This is a genomic window from Mesorhizobium sp. KR1-2 (assembly GCF_040045035.1).
In the GTDB taxonomy this organism is placed as follows: Bacteria; Pseudomonadota; Alphaproteobacteria; order Rhizobiales; family Rhizobiaceae; genus Pseudaminobacter.
The window spans coordinates 13,098-30,971 of record NZ_JBDZDS010000008.1; the positions used below are offsets into that span (position 1 = coordinate 13,098).

Annotated in this window: 16 protein-coding genes; 11 read left to right on the forward strand and 5 right to left on the reverse strand. The window is 65.5% G+C overall.

Features of this window, described 5'->3' with window-relative positions; all coding sequences use genetic code 11:
• Nucleotides 1–206: 206 nt before the first annotated feature.
• The 5 genes from iolC (at nucleotide 207) to iolB (ending at nucleotide 6,058) form a co-directional block, all read left to right on the forward strand.
• The gene (gene iolC, locus ABLE85_RS16255) at nucleotides 207–2,141 is read left to right on the forward strand and encodes a 5-dehydro-2-deoxygluconokinase (protein ID WP_348793760.1); all 1,935 of its coding nucleotides are present in this window, start codon (nucleotides 207–209) and stop codon (nucleotides 2,139–2,141) included.
• 14 nt (nucleotides 2,142–2,155) lie between these two features.
• Nucleotides 2,156–4,006 (forward strand): 3D-(3,5/4)-trihydroxycyclohexane-1,2-dione acylhydrolase (decyclizing), encoded by a 1,851-nt coding sequence (gene iolD, locus ABLE85_RS16260; RefSeq protein ID WP_348793761.1) that lies wholly within the window; start codon nucleotides 2,156–2,158, stop codon nucleotides 4,004–4,006.
• Between the two features lie 52 nt (nucleotides 4,007–4,058).
• Nucleotides 4,059–4,976: a myo-inosose-2 dehydratase gene (gene iolE, locus ABLE85_RS16265; protein WP_348793762.1), complete on the forward strand. Its 918-nt coding sequence runs from the start codon at nucleotides 4,059–4,061 to the stop codon at nucleotides 4,974–4,976.
• Between the two features lie 75 nt (nucleotides 4,977–5,051).
• Nucleotides 5,052–5,255, forward strand: coding sequence for a DUF3329 domain-containing protein (locus tag ABLE85_RS16270; RefSeq protein ID WP_348793763.1), 204 nt, complete (start codon nucleotides 5,052–5,054; stop codon nucleotides 5,253–5,255).
• A gap of 5 nt (nucleotides 5,256–5,260) precedes the next feature.
• Nucleotides 5,261–6,058: a 5-deoxy-glucuronate isomerase gene (gene iolB, locus ABLE85_RS16275; RefSeq protein WP_348793764.1), complete on the forward strand. Its 798-nt coding sequence runs from the start codon at nucleotides 5,261–5,263 to the stop codon at nucleotides 6,056–6,058.
• A gap of 9 nt (nucleotides 6,059–6,067) precedes the next feature.
• On the opposite strand, the gene ABLE85_RS16280 is transcribed toward iolB, so the two are convergent.
• A complete protein-coding gene (locus ABLE85_RS16280; RefSeq protein WP_348793765.1) occupies nucleotides 6,068–7,000 on the reverse strand; it encodes a LysR substrate-binding domain-containing protein in 933 nt (310 codons plus the stop codon).
• Between the two features lie 101 nt (nucleotides 7,001–7,101).
• Here ABLE85_RS16280 and ABLE85_RS16285 point away from each other — a divergent pair, with 101 nt between their 5' ends.
• Together ABLE85_RS16285 and ABLE85_RS16290 are read left to right on the forward strand one after the other, a co-directional pair.
• Complete coding sequence (locus ABLE85_RS16285) at nucleotides 7,102–8,142, forward strand: aromatic ring-hydroxylating dioxygenase subunit alpha (protein WP_348793766.1); 1,041 nt, start codon at nucleotides 7,102–7,104, stop codon at nucleotides 8,140–8,142.
• The gene (locus ABLE85_RS16290; protein ID WP_348793767.1) at nucleotides 8,139–9,248 is read left to right on the forward strand and encodes a 2Fe-2S iron-sulfur cluster-binding protein; all 1,110 of its coding nucleotides are present in this window, start codon (nucleotides 8,139–8,141) and stop codon (nucleotides 9,246–9,248) included. Before ABLE85_RS16285 ends, ABLE85_RS16290 begins: the two co-directional genes overlap by 4 nt.
• Nucleotides 9,249–9,275: 27 nt before the next feature.
• Here ABLE85_RS16290 and ABLE85_RS16295 read toward each other — a convergent pair whose 3' ends face one another.
• The 4 genes from ABLE85_RS16295 to ABLE85_RS16310 form a co-directional block, all read right to left on the reverse strand.
• Nucleotides 9,276–10,070 carry an ABC transporter permease gene (locus tag ABLE85_RS16295; RefSeq protein ID WP_348793768.1) on the reverse strand — a complete coding sequence of 265 codons (795 nt, stop codon included), beginning with the start codon at nucleotides 10,068–10,070 and terminating at the stop codon, nucleotides 9,276–9,278.
• Nucleotides 10,067–10,939 carry an ABC transporter permease gene (locus tag ABLE85_RS16300; RefSeq protein ID WP_348793769.1) on the reverse strand — a complete coding sequence of 291 codons (873 nt, stop codon included), beginning with the start codon at nucleotides 10,937–10,939 and terminating at the stop codon, nucleotides 10,067–10,069. Before ABLE85_RS16300 ends, ABLE85_RS16295 begins: the two co-directional genes overlap by 4 nt.
• On the reverse strand, nucleotides 10,936–12,039 hold the full coding sequence (locus ABLE85_RS16305; protein ID WP_348793770.1) for an ABC transporter ATP-binding protein: 1,104 nt from the start codon (nucleotides 12,037–12,039) through the stop codon (nucleotides 10,936–10,938). The genes ABLE85_RS16300 and ABLE85_RS16305 overlap by 4 nt, the downstream gene beginning before the upstream one ends.
• A gap of 70 nt (nucleotides 12,040–12,109) precedes the next feature.
• Complete coding sequence (locus tag ABLE85_RS16310) at nucleotides 12,110–13,135, reverse strand: ABC transporter substrate-binding protein (RefSeq protein ID WP_348793771.1); 1,026 nt, start codon at nucleotides 13,133–13,135, stop codon at nucleotides 12,110–12,112.
• Nucleotides 13,136–13,446: 311 nt separating this feature from the next.
• Between ABLE85_RS16310 and ABLE85_RS16315 the strand changes: the two genes are divergently transcribed.
• Genes ABLE85_RS16315 through araD1 form a run of 4 tightly spaced genes read left to right on the forward strand, consistent with a single transcriptional unit; the run spans nucleotide 13,447 to nucleotide 17,798 of the window.
• Complete coding sequence (locus ABLE85_RS16315; RefSeq protein WP_348793772.1) at nucleotides 13,447–14,241, forward strand: FadR/GntR family transcriptional regulator; 795 nt, start codon at nucleotides 13,447–13,449, stop codon at nucleotides 14,239–14,241.
• A gap of 14 nt (nucleotides 14,242–14,255) precedes the next feature.
• On the forward strand, nucleotides 14,256–15,983 hold the full coding sequence (locus ABLE85_RS16320; RefSeq protein WP_348793773.1) for an IlvD/Edd family dehydratase: 1,728 nt from the start codon (nucleotides 14,256–14,258) through the stop codon (nucleotides 15,981–15,983).
• Nucleotides 15,984–15,991: 8 nt separating this feature from the next.
• A complete protein-coding gene (locus ABLE85_RS16325; RefSeq protein ID WP_348793774.1) occupies nucleotides 15,992–16,771 on the forward strand; it encodes an SDR family oxidoreductase in 780 nt (259 codons plus the stop codon).
• A gap of 28 nt (nucleotides 16,772–16,799) precedes the next feature.
• Nucleotides 16,800–17,798 (forward strand): AraD1 family protein, encoded by a 999-nt coding sequence (gene araD1 / locus ABLE85_RS16330; RefSeq protein ID WP_348793775.1) that lies wholly within the window; start codon nucleotides 16,800–16,802, stop codon nucleotides 17,796–17,798.
• Nucleotides 17,799–17,874: the final 76 nt, after the last annotated feature.

The following is a 17,874-nucleotide window of genomic DNA, read 5'->3' on the forward strand; positions in this document are numbered from 1 at the left end:
CCCGCGAATAGAGTGGATTCTACAAGGGCAATCACATCAACTCATGAATACGGAATTCGAACTGTCTAGCAAAACGAACGTCTGGGCAATGAACAAGATTTCGGTGACATAGCTGGGTCGTGAATAGATTTGCATGTTTTCTATTGACTGCCGGGAGAAACCTGCCGTTTTCTCTCGAGGTTGGTTGCCGGTCCTGGGAGGAGACCATGCCGGATCATCAGGATGCGGCCCCGGTGCCGCTGGACGTCATCGCCATCGGACGCGCAGGCGTGGACCTCTACGGCCAGCAGATCGGCTCGCGACTGGAGGACATCGCCTCCTTCGCGAAATCGGTGGGCGGCTGCCCGGCCAACATCGCCATCGGCACGGCGCGGCTGGGGCTGAGATCGGCACTGCTCAGCCGCGTCGGCGACGAGCAGATGGGCCGCTTCATCCGCGAGCAGATACTGCGCGAGGGCGTTTCGGTGGCCGGGCTGAAGACCGACCCGGAGCGGCTGACCGCGCTTGCCATCCTCTCGGTCGAGAACGACAAGAAATTCCCGCTTTTGTTCTACCGCGAGAACTGCGCCGACATGGCCTTGTGCGAGGACGATGTGGAAGAGGACTTCATTGCCTCGGCGCGGGCGGTGGTGGTGACCGGCACGCATTTTTCTCGCGTTGGAACCGAGGCGGCGCAGCGCAAGGCGATGCGACTGATGCGGGCGACAGGCGGCAAGGTGGTGCTCGACATCGACTACCGGCCGAACCTGTGGGGCCTTGCCGGCCATGCGGCCGGCGAGAGCCGCTACATCGCCTCGGACTCAGTCTCGGCGCGCATGAAGTCGGTTCTGGCCGCGTGCGACCTGATCGTCGGCACGGAAGAAGAGGTGCTGATCGCGTCGGGCGAGAGCGAGCTGTTGCCCGCGCTGCGCATGATACGCTCCCTTTCGGCCGCGACCGTGGTGCTGAAGCGCGGGCCGATGGGCTGCATCGTCTATGATGGGCCGATCCCTGATGACCTCGAGGACGGCATCATTGGCAAGGGTTTCCCAATAGAGGTCTACAATGTGCTGGGCGCGGGCGACGCCTTCATGTCGGGCCTGCTGCGCGGCTGGCTGGGCGGCGAGGACTGGCAGACCTGCGCCACCTGGGCGAATGCCTGCGGTGCCTTCGCCGTCTCGCGGCTGCTTTGTTCGCCCGAAATCCCGACCTTCGAGGAGCTGCAATATTTCCTGGCGCATGGCAGCCAGGAGCGCGCGCTGCGCAAGGACCAGGCGCTCAGCCACATCCATTGGGCGACGACGCGCCGGCGCGACATCCCCTCGCTGATGGCGCTGGCGATCGACCATCGCGTCCAGCTTGAAGACCTGGCCGCCCGCCTCGGCGCGGACCCGGCGCGGATCGGCCACTTCAAGCGGCTGGCGGTGAAGGCGGCGGCAGAGGTCGCCGGCGGGCGCGAAGGTTTTGGCATGCTGCTGGACGAGAGGCATGGGTGCGAGGCGATGTTCGATTTTGCTCGCCACGGCTTTTCCTGGCTCGGCCGGCCGGTGGAGCTGCCCGGCTCGCGGCCGCTGCGTTTCGAGTTCAGCCAGGACATCGGCGCGCAGCTCGTCGGCTGGCCGGTCGACCACTGCATCAAATGCCTGTGCTTCTATCATCCGGACGACCCGCCGAAGCTGAAGGCCGAGCAGCAGCAGAGCCTGCTGCGCCTGTTCGAGGCCGCGCGAAGCGTTGGCCGCGAATTGCTGGTCGAGATCATCGCCGGCAAGCATGGCAAGCTGGAAGACGACACCGTTCCGCGTGCGCTGCAGGAACTCCACGACATTGGCATCAAGCCCGACTGGTGGAAGCTGGAGCCGCAGGCTTCGAGCGCGGCATGGCAGGGGATCGGTGCGGTGATTGCTGAGAACGATCCATGGTGCCGGGGCGTGGTGCTGCTGGGGCTCGATGCGCCGATGGACGAGCTGGAGGCGGCGTTTATCGCAAGCGCGCAGGTGCCGGTGGTGAAGGGTTTCGCCGTCGGGCGCACCGTTTTCATGAGCGCCGCGGAGAAGTGGTTCGCCGGCGAGATTTCGGATGCGTCGGCGGTAGCCGACATGGCCACTCGTTTCGGCCGGCTGGCCCGTGCCTGGCTTGCCCTGCGCGGCCGCAAGGCCGCATGAGGGGGAGGGAGACGATGGGAAAGACGATCCGCCTGACCATGGCGCAGGCGCTGACGCTGTTCCTGGCCCGCCAGAAGACCGAGATCGACGGCGCGCGCGTACCGCTTTTCGGGGGCGTCTGGGCGATCTTCGGCCATGGCAATGTCGCGGCGCTGGGCGAGGCGCTCTATCATGTGCGCGACGAGCTGCCGACGTTTCGCGCCCACAACGAGCAGGCGATGGCGCATGCGGCGATCGCCTATGCCAAGGCGCATTTCCGCCGTCGCATGATGGCGGTCACCTCGTCCATCGGCCCCGGCGCGACCAACATGGTGACGGCCTGCGCGTTGGCACATGTCAACCGGCTGCCGCTGCTGCTCCTGCCGGGCGACGTCTTCGCCAATCGCATCCCCGATCCCGTGTTGCAGCAGGTCGAGGATTTCGGCGACGGCACTTTGTCGGCAAACGACTGCTTCCGGCCGGTATCGCGCTACTTCGACCGCATCACCCGGCCCGAGCAGATCGTGCCGGCGCTGTCGCGCGCGATGGCCGTGCTGACCGATCCGGCCGAATGCGGGCCGGTGACGCTTTCGCTGTGCCAGGACGTGCAGGCCGAGGCCTACGATTTTCCCGAAAGCTTCTTCGAGGAACGCAACTGGCGGCCGCGCAAGCCGCGGGCGGACCGCGCCGAGGTCGCCCAAGCGGCTGCCGCGCTCAAGGCGGCGAAGAAGCCGCTGATCGTTGCCGGCGGCGGTGTGCTCTATTCCGGGGCGTCGGCGGAACTGGCGAAGCTTGCCGAGGCGACCGGCATTCCTGTCTGCGAGACGCAGGGCGGAAAGTCGTCGCTGCCGGACGCCCATCCGCTCAACATGGCGGCGGTGGGGGTGACTGGAACCTCCGCCGCGAACCGGCTGGCGCTGGAGGCCGACGTGATCCTTGCCGTCGGCACGCGGCTGCAGGATTTTACCACCGGCTCCTGGGCGCTGTTCCGCAATCCCGAAAAGACGATCATCGGGCTCAACGTGCAGGCCTTCGACGCCGGCAAGCACCGGGCGCTGCCGCTGGTCGCGGATGCGGCCGAGGGGCTGGCGGAGCTGGTGGCGGCGCTCGGCGGCCATCGCGCACCTTCGAGCTGGACGGAAAACGCCAAGGCCGGCAAGGCCGAATGGCAGGCAATGGCGGCGAAGGCGACGGCGGCCAGCAACGCCGCCCTGCCGTCCGACGCGCAGGTGATCGGGGCGGTGCAGCGCGCCATGGGCTCCGGTGTGACCGTGCTTCATGCCGCCGGCGGCCTGCCGGGCGAGATGCACAAGCTGTGGCAGGCGGGCGCGCCGGGCTCCTACCATGCCGAATATGGCTACTCCTGCATGGGCTACGAGATTGCGGGCGGGCTGGGCGTGAAGATGGCGAGGCCTAACCAGGAGGTCGTCGTCATGGTCGGCGACGGCTCCTATCTGATGCTCAACTCCGAGATCGCGACCTCGGTGATGCTCGGGCTGAAGCTCGTCATCGTGCTGCTCGACAATCGCGGCTTCGGCTGCATCAACCGGCTGCAGATGAGCACCGGCAGCGCGAACTTCAACAACCTGCTGAAAGACACGCGGCACGAAATGCTGCCGGATATCGACTTCGCCGCGCATGCCGCAAGCCTCGGCGCAATTGCCGAGCGCGCGGCCTCCATCGCCGAGCTTGAAACGGCGCTGGAGCGCGCCAGGCATGCGCCGCGCACGACGGTAGTGGTGATCGAGACCGATCCGCTGATCTCGACCGAGGCCGGTGGCCACTGGTGGGATGTACCGGTGCCGGAGGTGAGTGGGCGCGAGGAGGTGAACGCCGCGCGCCAGGCCTACGAGCAGAAGCGGCAGACGCAGAGAGTGGGCGATTGAGCGGCGCGACCTCCCCACAAGCGGGAGGTGAAATTGAAACCGGAGCAATGACGTGAAAGCCAAACTGGGCATGTCCCCCATCGCATGGTGGAACGACGACCTTGAGGAACTGAGCGATGACGTCTCGCTGGAGGAATGCCTGCGGCAATCGCGTTCCGCCGGCTTCACCGGCATGGAAATGGGCCGGCGCTTTCCCAGCGATCCGAAGGTCATGCTGCCGATCCTGAAGGCGGCCGACGTCACGCTCTGCGGCGGCTGGTTTTCCGGCACGCTGGTGAACGAGGATCTCGCCGCCAACAAGGATCGCATCCAGCCGATGATCGATCTGTTCAAGGCGGTCGCCGCGCCCTGCATCGTTTATGGCGAGGTCGGCCGTTCCATCCAGGGCGACCGCTCCAGGCCGCTCGCCACCAAGCCGAAGCTTTCCGACGACGAGATGAAGGCTTACGCGAGGAAGGTGACCGAGTTCGGCGAATGGTGCGCCGAGCAGGGCATGCCCCTCTCCTACCACCATCACATGGCGGCGGTCGTGGAGACGGAGCCGGAACTCGATGCTTTCATGCGCCATTCGGGCGAGGGCATTCCGTTGCTGCTCGACGCGGGGCACCTCGCCTTCGCCGGCGGAAATATCTTGCGTGCCATCGAAAACCACCATCGGCGCATCAACCACGTACATGTGAAGGATATTCGCAAACTCGTCGTCGACGGGCTCGACCGCTCGAAACGATCCTTCCTCGATGCCGTGGCGCTCGGTGCCTTCACCGTGCCGGGCGATGGCTCGCTCGATTTCGGGGCGATCGTGAGGCGCCTTGCCGATCATGGCTATGAAGGATGGTTCGTGGTCGAGGCAGAACAGGACCCGAAGAAGAACCCGCCGCTCAGGATGGCCGAGGTCGGCCACAAGGAACTGATGCGGGTGATGACGGACGCCGGCTACTCGGTGGAGACTCAAGGTTTTCCTGTCGCTTGATCGCAACGGTGAAACCGTCGAATGTGTCGGTCCAAGACCGCAACCCGAACGATTTTGCCAAGAGGCTGGCCCGACGTGACCCCGGATTCGCAGCATCCTTTTTTTCGCCCTCTCTGGCGCCGCGTTGCGGTGGTCGCCGCCTGCCTCTTCTGGGCGGCGCTTGAGTTTGCAGCCGGGGCATCCGCGTGGGGCATTACCGCGCTGGCGCTTGCGGCCTATGCGGTGTGGCAATTCTTCTTCCGCTATGTGCCGCCCCAGGAACCGGACAACAAGGAGTAGGGCTCATGTCGAAACTTCTGCTGAAGGCCAAGCGCGGGACCGGGCGCATTGTTCATGTGACGCCGCAGATTGCCGGGTGGAGCCATGTCGGCTTCGACCTCTATCGGCTCGAGCCGGGCGAAACGGTCGCGGAAGGAACCGGCGCGCGCGAGGTCTGCCTGGTGTTCGTTTCGGGCCGGGGGCAGGTGCGTGTCGGCGGCAGGGATCTCGGCGTGCTCGGCGAGCGCATGTCGCCCTTCGAGGGCAAGCCATGGTCGGTCTATGTGCCGGAAGGGACCGAATGGTCCGTGGAGGCCGGCACCGATCTCGAACTGGCGGTCTGTTCCGCGCCGGGGCGAGGCGGCAGGCTTGCTCCCCGCGTCATCCTGCCGGACACGCTCGGCCAGGAGGTGCGCGGCAAGGGCACAAATACCCGCTACGTCACCAACATCCTGCCGGAAGGCGAGCCGGCGGATTCGCTGCTGGTGGTGGAGGTGATCACTCCGGGCGGCCACACGTCGAGCTACCCGCCGCACAAGCACGACCAGGACAATTTGCCGGCCGAGTCCCTGCTGGAGGAGACCTATTATCATCGGCTCAACCCGCGCCAGGGTTTTGCTTTCCAGCGCGTCTACACCGACGACCGTTCGCTGGACGAGGCTTTCGCTGTCGAGGACGGCGATGTGGTGCTGGTGCCGAAGGGCTACCACCCTTGCGCCGCCTGCCATGGCTACGACCTCTACTATCTCAATGTGATGTCCGGGCCGAAGCGGACTTGGAAATTTTACAACGCTCCCGAGCACGAGTGGCTGATCGGGCGCTGAGCCGGAAGTTCAGCGCTTGCCGGCGGATAAAAGCTCCTGGCGCTTGGAGATCGACATGACGAATGCGCGGAACGGCGCGCCGAACGGCTTTTCCAGCGCAGAGCGGTTCCAGGCCAGATAATAGGCTTCAGGCATCTGCAGCCGAAGGTCGAAGGGCACCACCAGCCGGCCGTTGGCGAGATCGTCGGAGATCATCGACATCTGCGCAAGCACAAAGCCGCGGCTGTTCATCGCCGCCTCGATCGCCGCGCTCGAAAGCGAAAACGTCATCTCCGCGGATCTTTGCGGCAGCTCGGCGCCGATCAGCGCCGCCCAGTCGCGCCAGTTCAGGGAAGGCTGCTGGTCGGGGCTCCATTCGATGTCGATCAGCGGAAGCTTCACGATATCCCCGGGCTCGCGTACAGGGTGGGCGGCGAGGAATGACGGCGAACATGCGGGCACCACCCAGTCGGTGAACATGCGGGCATAATGCTCGTAGTCGCGGATGCCATGGCCATAGGTGATCCGGAAGTCGGCCTCGCCGTCCTCCAGGCGGGGCTCGGTCTCCGAGCCGACCAGCCTTATGTTGGCCTCCGGGTTCTGCGCCCTCCAGTCCAGCATCAGCGGGCCCATCCACTTGCTCGCCAGCGACGGCAGGCAGCTGACCACGAAGCCGGCCTTGCGGTGGCTCTGGTAGAGCGCGGCCTGCGCCTTCTTCAGCTCCTCGAAGGTGTTGGCGATGCCGCGCTGGTACTGCTTGCCCAGCTGGGTGAGGGCCACGCGGCGGCCCTTGCGCTCGACCAGCCTGAGGCCGATCGCGGTTTCGACATTGCGCAATTGCTGGCTGACCGCACCGGGTGTCACGCCGAGCTCGTCCGCCGCCGCACTGACGGTGCCGAGGCGGGCGACGGATTCGAATGCCTGGATGGCGCGCAGCGGCGGCAGTTTGAACGGCGTTTTCATGCTCGATATTGTAGATTTTCTAACATAGAACGCAATTTGAATCGCTTTTGATCCCCGGGCTTGTGGCTTAGGCTTTGCGCCAAAATATGCAGGAGGAACTGATGTTTCTGAAAAACGCCTGGTACGTCGCCGCGTGGGATCACGAGATTGGCCGCCAACTCCAGCCGGTCAAGGTGTTGGGCGAAGAGATCGTTCTCTACCGCAAGACCGACGGCACGCCGGTGGCGCTGGAGAATGCCTGCCCGCACCGCAAGCTGCCGCTGTCGATGGGCCGCATCAAGGGCGACGAGGTCGAGTGCGGCTACCACGGCCTGACCTTCGACGGCACAGGCACCTGCACGCGCGTGCCGGGCGCAGAGAAGATCCCGCATGTGGCCTGCGTGCGCGCCTACCCGCTGGTCGAGCGCTATGGCTTGCTGTGGATCTGGATGGGCGATGCCGACAAGGCCGATCCGGCGGAGATCTTCCAGGTCGAGCACTGGGGCGACCCGGCCTGGGGTGTGAACCGCGGCGAGTCGATGATGCTCGAGTGCAACTATCTCTACATGACCGACAACCTGCTTGACCCCTCGCACGTGTCTTGGGTGCACCAGTCGTCTTTCGGCGGGGTGCAGGCGATGGAAGATTTGCCTCTGCAGACCACGGTGGGCGAAAAGGGCGTCACGGTGTGGCGCTGGATGCACGACGTGGAGCCGGCGCCGTTCTACAAGCCGTTCCTGAAGTTCAGCGGCAATTGCGACCGCAAGCAGCACTACGAGGTGCACTATCCCAGCAACGCCATCATCAAGGCGATCTTCGCGCCGGCAAACACCGGCGGCGAGGACAAGCCGCTGCATGAGGACGTGTTCCTGATGGACAGCTACAATTTCATGACGCCGGTGGATGAGGACCACACCAGGTACTACTGGTTCCAGATGCGCAACTTCGCGCCCAACGACGAAGAGGTGTCGCACCAGTTCGCCACCTCTGTGCGCGGCGCCTTCGAGGAAGACCGCGCGGTGCTGAACGCCGTGCACAAGGGCATGAAGAACATGCGCACGCCTAACCTCGACCTGAAGATCGATGTCGGCCCGCTGCGCTTCCGGCGCAATCTCGGCCAGCTGATCGCCGCCGAGGGCGCAGAAAAGCAGGCCGCGGAATGAACGCAGTCGCGGGCGTCGAAGCCGCCGGCAGGAGCGGCTTTCGCGAACTGAAGGTCGTCGCCAAGGTCCGCGAAAGCAGCATCATCACCTCGTTCTACCTGGAGCCGGTGCAGCCGGAAGGATGGCGCACCTTCGCACCCGGCCAGTTCCTGGTCTTCAAGCTGCCGGTGGAAGGCGAGCGCGGTTTCGTGCTGCGCAACTACAGCGTCTCCTGTTCGCCGGCCGTGCCCGGCCGCTATCGCATCACGGTCAAGAAGGAGCCAGCTTTCGCACCCGAGCTGCCGCCGGGCGTATGCTCGTCCTTTTTGCACGATCGCATTGAGGTGGGCGATGTGCTTTTGGCGGAAGGGCCGCGGGGCGACTTCGTGCTCGATGAAACGAGCGCCCGGCCGGTGGTGCTGCTGAGCGGCGGCGTCGGGCTGACGCCGATGGTCTCCATGCTGCATGCGCTGGCCGGCAGCGGGCGCCGGGTCTTCTTCATCCATGCCTGCGACAATGGCGAGGTGCACGCGCTGCGCGACGAGGTCGAGGCCGTGGCGGCCTCGCGCGACGGCATCGACGTGCATTTCTGCTACCGTTTTCCCACTGACGCCGACCGCGCCGCCGCGCGCCACCACAGTGAAGGCGTGGTCACCCGCGAGCTGCTGCCGCTCGACGACTACGTGGTCTATCTGTGCGGGCCGCCGCCCTTCATGCAGGCGATGTATGGCACGCTGCGCGGGCTGGGCATTGCGAAGGAGCGCATCGCCTACGAGTTTTTTGGCCCCGCTACCGTGCTGGAGGCGGACCGGGCGCAACCGGCCGCCGAAGCGCCGCCGGCGCCGCAAGGCGAGGTCGCGGCAGCGGGCGATCAGCTCACCATCGAGTTCCGCCGCTCGGGCCGCACCGCCGTCTGGGACGCGAACGCGGAATCGCTGCTGGCCTTTGCCGAGGACCAGGGCCTGGCGCCCGACTTCTCCTGCCGGGCGGGCGTGTGCAGTACCTGCAGGTCGCGCCTGATCGAGGGCGAGGTCGTCTATTTCGAGGAGCCGCTCGATGAGCTTGCGGCCGACGAGGTGCTGCTGTGCTGCGCGAAGCCGAAGGGTTCGCTCGTCATCGACATCTGAGACCGAGGGAACCACTCGCGGCGTCGATCAATGCGACGCAGTGGCGACCTGCTTGGGAATGAGCACGCGGGCGGCAAGCACGCAAAGCAGCACGGTGAAGATGAGGATCAGCGCCACCAGCGCGTTGATGTCTGGCGAGAAGCCGAGCCGCATCATCGCCCAGAGCCTGACCGGCAGCGTGCTCTGGGTGCCGGTGACCAAAATGGTGATCATGGTCTCGTCGAAGGACAGCGCGAAGGCGAGGATCGCGCCGCCGGCCATGGCGCTCGACAGGTTCGGCATCAGCACGCGCCAGAAGGTCTGCCAGCCGTTGGCGCCGAGGTCGTAGGAGGCTTCCACCAGCGAGCGGCTCAGCGACTGCAGGCGGGTCAGCACCGTGCGGTAGACGATGGCGAGAACGAAGACGGTGTGCCCGATGACGACCGTCAGCAGCGAGCGTTCGAGCCCGATCTCGCGGAAGAAGATGAGCAGCGCGAGGCCGCTGATGATGGGCGGCATGAGGAACGGCAGGAAGATGATGAACTGCAAAGCGCCGCGTCCGCTGCGGCGGCCGTGATAGTAGAGCGCCAGCAAGGTTCCGCTGCCCACGGAAAGGAAAACCGTGCAGACGCCGACGATCAGCGTGGTGCGCAGGGCGGTCAGGATCTCCTTGTTTCCGGCCAGCGAGACATAGGCCGAGACGGTCGGGGACGACCAGACGACTTCGCCGCGCGCGACCGTGAAGAACGAAGACACGATCGGCACGAAGAGCGGGCTGTAGAGCAGCACGGCGACCAGCGCCGTAACCGTAGCCAGGAAGATGGTGGAGGGCCGGGCGGTCATAGCGAGGCTCCGCGATTGCGGCCAAAGCGTTCGCCGAGAAGGATTGCGGTGACCACAACGGCAGCCAGCGCCACCGACAGCGCGGCCCCGAACGGCCAGTTATAGGCGGTGCCGAACTGGCTGTAGAGCACGCGGCCGAAGGTGAAGCCGCTGATCCCGCCAACCATCTGCGGCGTGAGGAAGTCGCCGATCGCCAGCACGAAGACGAAGCTCGCAGCCGACGCCACGCCCGGCAGGCTGAGCGGCAGCGTGACACGCATGAAAGTCTGCGTAGCACTTGCGCCGAGATCGTCGGATGCCTGGCGCAGGATCGGCGGGATGCGCTCGAGCGTGAGGAAGATCGGCAGGATGGCGAAGGGGATGAGGAGCAGCGTCAGCGTGAGCAGGATGGCGTTCATGTTGAACACGAACAACGAGGACGGCTCCTGCAGAATGCCGAGACCCACCAGCGCCTTGTTGAGGAAGCCGTTGAGGCCAAGAATGCTGCGGATGGCGTAGATCTTGATGACGTAGCTCATCAGCAGGGGCACCATGAGCAGCATCAATAGCATGTAGCGCCAGCGCCCCTTGAGCGTGGTGAGGAAGTATGCTGCCGGATAGGCCAGCAGCACGCAGATGACCGCCACCGAGAGGCACAGCGCGCAGGTGTTCCAGAACACCGGCAGGAAGATCGGGTCGCTTAGGAAGCGCGAATAGTTGACCAGCGTCAGCGTGTAGTCGATCTCGCCCTGATTGACGCTGAAGAAGCTGTAGCCAAGGAAAATCGCCAGCGGCACGAGAATGAAGATCACCGGCATGGCGAAGGCCAGCAGCGTCACCAGCCGCGGCCGCCACCGAGCCAGTGGTGTCGCCGGGCCAGAGCCGGTCATGAAAGCACCAGATGGGCTTCGCGGGGTGCAAACGACAACGCCACCGTCTCGCCCCAGGTCAAGGCGCTGCCGCTGAAGCGGCTGGGCAGTCGCATCCGCAGTCGTGGCGCGGGCTCGTTTTCGCCCGCGGCAATGATGGCGACTGTCGACGAGCCGGCAAAGGCGAGGTCCACGACCTTGCCGGAAAAACGGTTCTTGGCCTCATGCGCCCCCGTAAGGTGCAGGGCCTCGGGACGGAACACAGCAAAGGCGCGGGCGCCTTCCGGCGCGCTTTTCAGATGGGGCTGGCCTTCAATCGAACAGACCAGACGCCCAAGGGCGGTGTCGATCGAACGCAATTCGCCCTGAACCCTTCCGAGCGTTCCGGGCACCAGATTGTTCTCGCCGAAGAAGCGCGCCACGAACTCGCAGTTCGGCTTGTAATAAAGCTCGTGCGGCGTGCCGAGCTGGCGAATGCGGCCCGCCTGCATCACGCAGATGCGGTCCGACATGCCGATTGCCTCCTCCTGATCATGGGTCACGAACAGGAATGTCGTCTTGATCTCGCGCTGGATGGATTTCAAAAATTCCTGCATCTGCCGGCGCAGCTCCAGATCGAGCGCGGCCAGCGGCTCGTCGAGCAAGATGAGGCGCGGCCGGCAGATCAGCGCGCGCGCCAGCGCCACGCGCTGGCGCTGGCCGCCGGAAAGCTGCGCCGGATAGCGCTTGGCGAAGCTGCCGAGCTGCACGAGTTCCAGCGCCTCGGCCACCCGTCGCGCGATCTCCTTGCGCGGCACAGGGCGGACGGAAAGCCCGTAGCCGACATTGCCGGCAACCGTCAGGTGCGGGAACAGCGCGTAGTCCTGGAACACGGTGTTGAACGGACGCCGGTTGATCGGCATGCGGCTGATGTCCTGGCCGTCGAGCCGGATTGCGCCCGAGGTCAGAGGCTCCAGCCCGCCGATGAGCCGCAGCACCGTGGTCTTGCCCGAGCCCGATGGCCCGAGAACGGTCAGGAACTCGCCGTCGCGGATCGCGAGGTTTACGTCGTGAAGCACCGGAACCGCGCCATAGGATTTTGACACGGATCGCAGCGTAAGCAGGTCGGAACTCTCGTTCATGCTAGCGTCCTGTCGGCGGCCGGGAGAGCCCGGGCCGCCGTATTGCAAGAGAAGAAGTCGGGCCCTGACATCAGGGCGCAGCCTTGACCTCGTTCCACATATCAGAGCGCTTGAGCGGGTCCTCCACAAGCTGAAGCCAGACCAGCTTGTCATTGGGGTTCGCGCTGTCGGTTTCGGTGACTGTGTTGCCGAAGCCGGTGCGCTCGGAAAGTTCGCCGCCGACCTTCTTGCTCAGCATGAAGTCGATCCACTTTTCGGCAGCCGCCTCGTCGCGCACGCCCTTGGAAATGACCCAGTTGTCGAGCCAGGCCAGCGCGCCTTCGCTCGGATTGACGTAGGCGACATGGGCGCCGACCTTCTGCAGGGCCTTGACCTGCTGCTGGCCGTAATTGGCCCAGATCAGCGCGACGTCGTTGTTCTGATAGATCTGCTGGGCCTCGTCGGCCGTGGTGTAGAAGGTCAGCACGTTGTGCTTGAGGCCGACCAGTTTCTCCTTCACCGCCGCCATCTGCTCGTCGGTGAGATGGAAGGGGTCCTTGTAGCCGAGGGTGAGCGCGGTGAAGGACACGTTGTGCTCGCCATTGTCATAGGCCAGCACCTTGCCCTGATAGGCCGGGTCCCACAGCACCGACATGGAGGTCGGCGCCGGCTTCACCTTGTCGGTGTCATAGATCAGGCCGATCGAGTCGAAGCAGAACGGGACGCCGTAGACCTTGCCGCCGCTCGTCACGCCGCCGACTGCTTCCAGGTCGCGGAAGCGCGGCAGGACGCTCTTCTGGTTGGGTAGCTGGCCGATGTCGATCGGGCTCACCAGGTCGGCCTGGATGTAGCGCTGCAATTGCGCGGTGTTGACGGCGAAGACGTCAAAATCCTTGCCGGCGCTGCCCTTGATCTTGGCCCAGATCTCGTCATCGCTGCCGATGAAGACGACATCGACGCCAATGCCGGTGGTGTCGGTGAATTCCTTGGCCCAGTCGGGGTCGGCATAGCCGTCCCAGGCGAGAACCCTGAGGTTCTCGGCCAGCGCCGCCGATGCCATGAGGCCGATGCTCAGACCGGCCAACGCCATTCCTAGAAGTCGCTTTTTCAGTCCCATCACTAACCTCCCTTGATCATTCGTGGTGAGCTGCATTGCATCGGATCTGGGTCGTCGCCGCTGATGTCAGCGGTCCTGCCTCCGCAATCGGCCCGGTTCGTTCGCGCATTTCGAATTCCAGCGAGGGGGCTTCTTGCTCGGCGTGATCGCTGGCCGGGTGGATCGATGCAGGCAGGGCTCCGCGCCGCTTCCTGCGGCCGGAAACGCGCAGTCCTGCGCGGCGGCATCGATCAAGTGCAGTCCCAGCGTCGCGCTTGGCATGTCTATTGACGCCTTCCCTCATCCCCTATAAAAATTATTATATGAATAATATGAAGAATACAACAGCCTCCCAAAAGTCCTGGCCCTCTCTCGCCGCGCAGGCGCGGGCGATGGCCTCCCGCCCGACCGGATCCGCCTCCGGCAGCCTGCATGCAATGGTGCTGAATCAGATCGGCCTCAGTATCGTCCGCGGCGAGTTCGCGCCGGGCGATCCGCTGCCCAATGCCGATGACTGGAGTGCCGCGCATGGGGTGAGCCGCACCGTCATGCGCGAGGTCACCAAGGTGCTTGCCGGCAAGGGCATGGTGGAATCGCGACCCAAGACCGGCACGCGGGTGCGTCCGCGCTCCGACTGGAATTTTCTCGACCCGGACGTACTTGCCTGGCGCTATTCCGGCACGATCGGCGGCGAGGACGTGCGCGAGCTGTTCGAGCTGCGCCGCGCGATCGAGCCGATGGCAGGCGCGCTGGCCGCCGAGCGCGCGACGCCCGCGCAGGTCGCCGAGCTGGAGGCGGTGCTGGCCGAGATGGAAAAGGTCGTCGACGACGGCGAGCGCTTTGCCGAGCCCGACCTTGTCTTCCACCAGGCCATATTGCGCATGACCGGCAACGAGCTGATCGGCTCCCTGGCGGCGCTGATCGAGACCGCGCTGCTGATGAGCTTTCGCCTGTCCAACGACAACCCGCAGGGCCAGCGGCACTCGATGCCGCTGCACCGCGAGGTCGCCAGCAACATCGCCGCGGGCAACGGGGAGGGCGCGCGCAAGGCGCTGCTCGCTCTGCTCGACCAGGCGGAAGAAGACGTTCGCCGGGCCATCGCGGCGCGGCGCGGCCAACACGAATAGCGACGGGGGCGGGCATGTCGGAGCGAAGGAAGTTGCGGTCGGCCGCCTGGTTCGGGGGAGCCGGCAAGAACGCCTTCATGTACCGCAGCTGGATGAAAAACCAGGGCCTGCCCGACGACATGTTCGACGGCCGGCCGGTGATCGGCATCTGCAACACCTGGTCCGAGCTGACGCCGTGTAATGCCCATCTGCGCAACCTGGCGGACCATGTGAAGCGCGGGGTCTATGAGGCCGGCGGCATGCCGGTCGAGTTTCCGGTGATGTCGCTCGGTGAATCCAACATGCGGCCGACGGCCATGCTGTTCCGCAACCTCGCCAGCATGGATGTCGAGGAATCGATCCGCAGCAATCCGATCGACGGCGTCATCCTTCTGGTCGGCTGCGACAAGACCACGCCCGCGCTGCTTATGGGGGCCGCTAGCTGCAACCTGCCCACCATCGCGGTGTCCGGCGGGCCGATGCTCAATGGCAATTTCCGCGGCCAGACCATCGGCTCGGGCACGCATGTGTGGAAATTCCACGAGGAGGTGAAGGCCGGCCGTATGTCGGTCGAGGACTTTCTCGCCGCCGAGCAGGGACAGAGCCGGTCGGCCGGCAGCTGCATGACGATGGGCACCGCCTCGACCATGGCCAGCATGGTGGAGGCGCTCGGCATCGGCCTGCCGGACAATGCGGCGATCCCCGCGGTGGATTCCCGGCGCGGCGTGCTGGCGCAACTGGCCGGCCGGCGCATCGTCGAGTTGGTCGAGCAGGACGTGCCGATGTCACGCATCCTGACGCATGCCGCCTTCGAGAACGCCATCCGCGTCAACGGCGCCATAGGCGGCTCCACCAACGCCGTGATCCATCTGATCGCCATTGCGCGCCGCATCGGCGTCGATCTCGACCTCGGGGACTGGGACCGGCTTGGCCGCGACGTGCCCACCATAGTCGACCTGATGCCCTCGGGGCGCTTCCTCATGGAAGATTTTTACTATGCGGGAGGCCTACGCACCGTCATGCGCATGCTCGACGAGGCGGGGCTGCTCAACCGCGATGCCGAAACGGTTGCCGGCGGTACCATCGCCGAGATCGTGAAGGACGCGCCGAACTACAACACCGAGGTGATCCGCCCGCTCGACCGCCCGCTCACGGAAAATGGCGGCATCGCCGTGTTGCGCGGCAATCTCGCGCCCGATGGCGCCGTGATAAAACCCTCGGCGGCGACGCCGAAGCTGATGCAGCATCGCGGCCGCGCCGTGGTGTTCGAGAGCATCGAGGATTACCACGCCCGCATCGACGACCCGGAGCTCGACATCGACGCCGACTGCGTGATGGTGCTCAAGAACTGCGGGCCGCGCGGCTATCCCGGCATGGCGGAGGTGGGCAACATGGCGCTGCCCGCCAAGCTGTTGAAGCAGGGCGTTTCCGACATGGTGCGGATCTCCGACGCCCGCATGAGCGGCACCGCCTACGGCACCGTCGTGCTGCATACCGCGCCGGAGGCCGCGAGCGGCGGAACGCTGGCCCTGGTTCAAGACGGGGACATGATCGAGCTCGATGTTGCCGGCCGGAGGCTCGAACTGCTGGTCGACGATCACGAGCTCGCCGCGCGCCGGAAGGCCTGGTCAGCCCCCCCTGTGCCTTCCGGCGGCGGTTATCAAAGCCTGTTCGTCGAGCGGGTGCTGCAGGCCGACCAGGGCTGCGACTTCGACTTCCTTGTTGGCCGGCGCGATGCCGGCATCCCCCGCCACTCCCATTGAGGTCGATCATGATGGGCGAAATCGAAAACGGCGCGACCTATCCGAGCCTCAAGGACCGCAGCGTGTTCATCACCGGCGGCGGCAGCGGCATCGGCGAAAGCCTGGTCGAACATTTTTGCGCGCAGGGCAGCCGCGTCGCCTTCGTCGACATTGCCGAGGAGCCGTCGCGGCGGCTGGTGGGGCGCATCCGCGGCAAGGGCGATCCGGCACCGCATTTCATTCCCTGCGATCTGCGCGACATCGAAAGCCTGCGCAAAGCCATCGCCGAGGCGGCCGAGCGCAATGGCCCGATCCGCGTGCTCTGCAACAATGCAGGCAATGACGACCGGCACCGGACCGAGGATGTCAGCGTCGACTATTGGGACGACCGCATGGCGGTCAATGTGCGGCACCAGTTCTTCGCCGCGCAGGCTGTCCGCCCGCACATGAAGGCGGCGGGCGGCGGCTCGATAATCAATTTCGGCTCCATCACCTGGATGGTCGGCGATGCCGATTGCCCGGCCTATGTCACCTCCAAGGCGGCGATCACCGGCATGACGCGCGCGCTGGCGCGCGAGTTCGGCCCCGAACGCATCCGCGTCAACTGCATGATCCCCGGCTGGGTGATGACCGAGCGCCAGGTCCACCTCTGGCTCAACCCGGAGGGCGAACGCCAGATCGCGGAGCGCCAGTGCCTGCCCGACCGCCTCCATGCGCCCGACATTGCGCGCATGGCGCTGTTCCTGGGGGCCGACGACAGCCGCATGTGCTCGTCCCAGCAGTTCATCGTTGATGGGGGCTGGGTGTGACCGACTTCAAAACGACAGGGGGAATATGATGCGTCTCGTTCAATACACCGATGCCGCAGGCAGCCGCGCGGTCGGCCTGGTCGCCGAGGATGGAAACCATCTCCGCCGGCTCGCCGGCGTGTCGACGGTTTTGGACCTCGCCAATCGCGCCGTCGAAACCGGCACCCCGCTGGGCGAGCTTGCGCGTGCGGCGGCGACGGAAGAGCGCGTCGACTACGATGCGCTTCTGAGCGCTGGTCAGGTTCTGCCGCCGCTCGATCATCCCGAGCCCAGCCGCATGCTGGTGACGGGCACGGGGCTCACCCACATCGGAAGTGCTGCGGCCCGCAACAAGATGCATCAGCTGACCCATGGCGACGATGCCGACGAGTCCGACTCGATGAAGATCTTCAAGATGGGCATCGCCGGCGGCAAGCCCGCGGTCGGCCAGCTCGGCGTGCAACCGGAATGGTTCTTCAAGGGCGTGGGCACTTGCGTCGTGCGCCCGGGTGCCGCCCTGCCGCTGCCTGCCTTCGCGCTCGCCGGCGCCGAGGAGGCGGAGATCGTCGGCCTCTATCTCGTCGGGCCGGACGGGGCGCCGTTCCGCATCGGCTATGCGCTGGGCAACGAGTATTCCGACCACGTGACCGAGGCCAAGAACTACCTCTACCTGGCGCACTCCAAGTTGCGATCGTGCTCGTTCGGCCCCGAACTGCTGATTGGCGAGCTGCCGGAGGAGGTGCGCGGCACCTCGCGTATCCGCCGCGATGGCGCGGTGGTGTGGGAAGAAGAATTCCTCTCGGGCGAAAAGCACATGTCGCATTCCATCGCCAATCTCGAGCACTATCACTTCCGCTATCCCATGCATCGCCGGCCCGGCGACCTGCACGCCTATTTCTTCGGCGCCGCCGTCATGAGCTTTGCCTCGGGCGTGGCGACCCAAGGCGGCGACGAATTCGAAGTGCATGCGCCGGTGTTCGGAAAGCCGCTGCGCAACAGGATGGAGCAGGTGGTCGACGAGGGACTTGTGGCCGTCAGGGCGCTCTGAAAGGGCACGCTGAACAACCGTGCGGGGGATTTTTCCGCCCGGTGGCGAGCTCCCTGTCGGGTGGCCTCTGATGCAA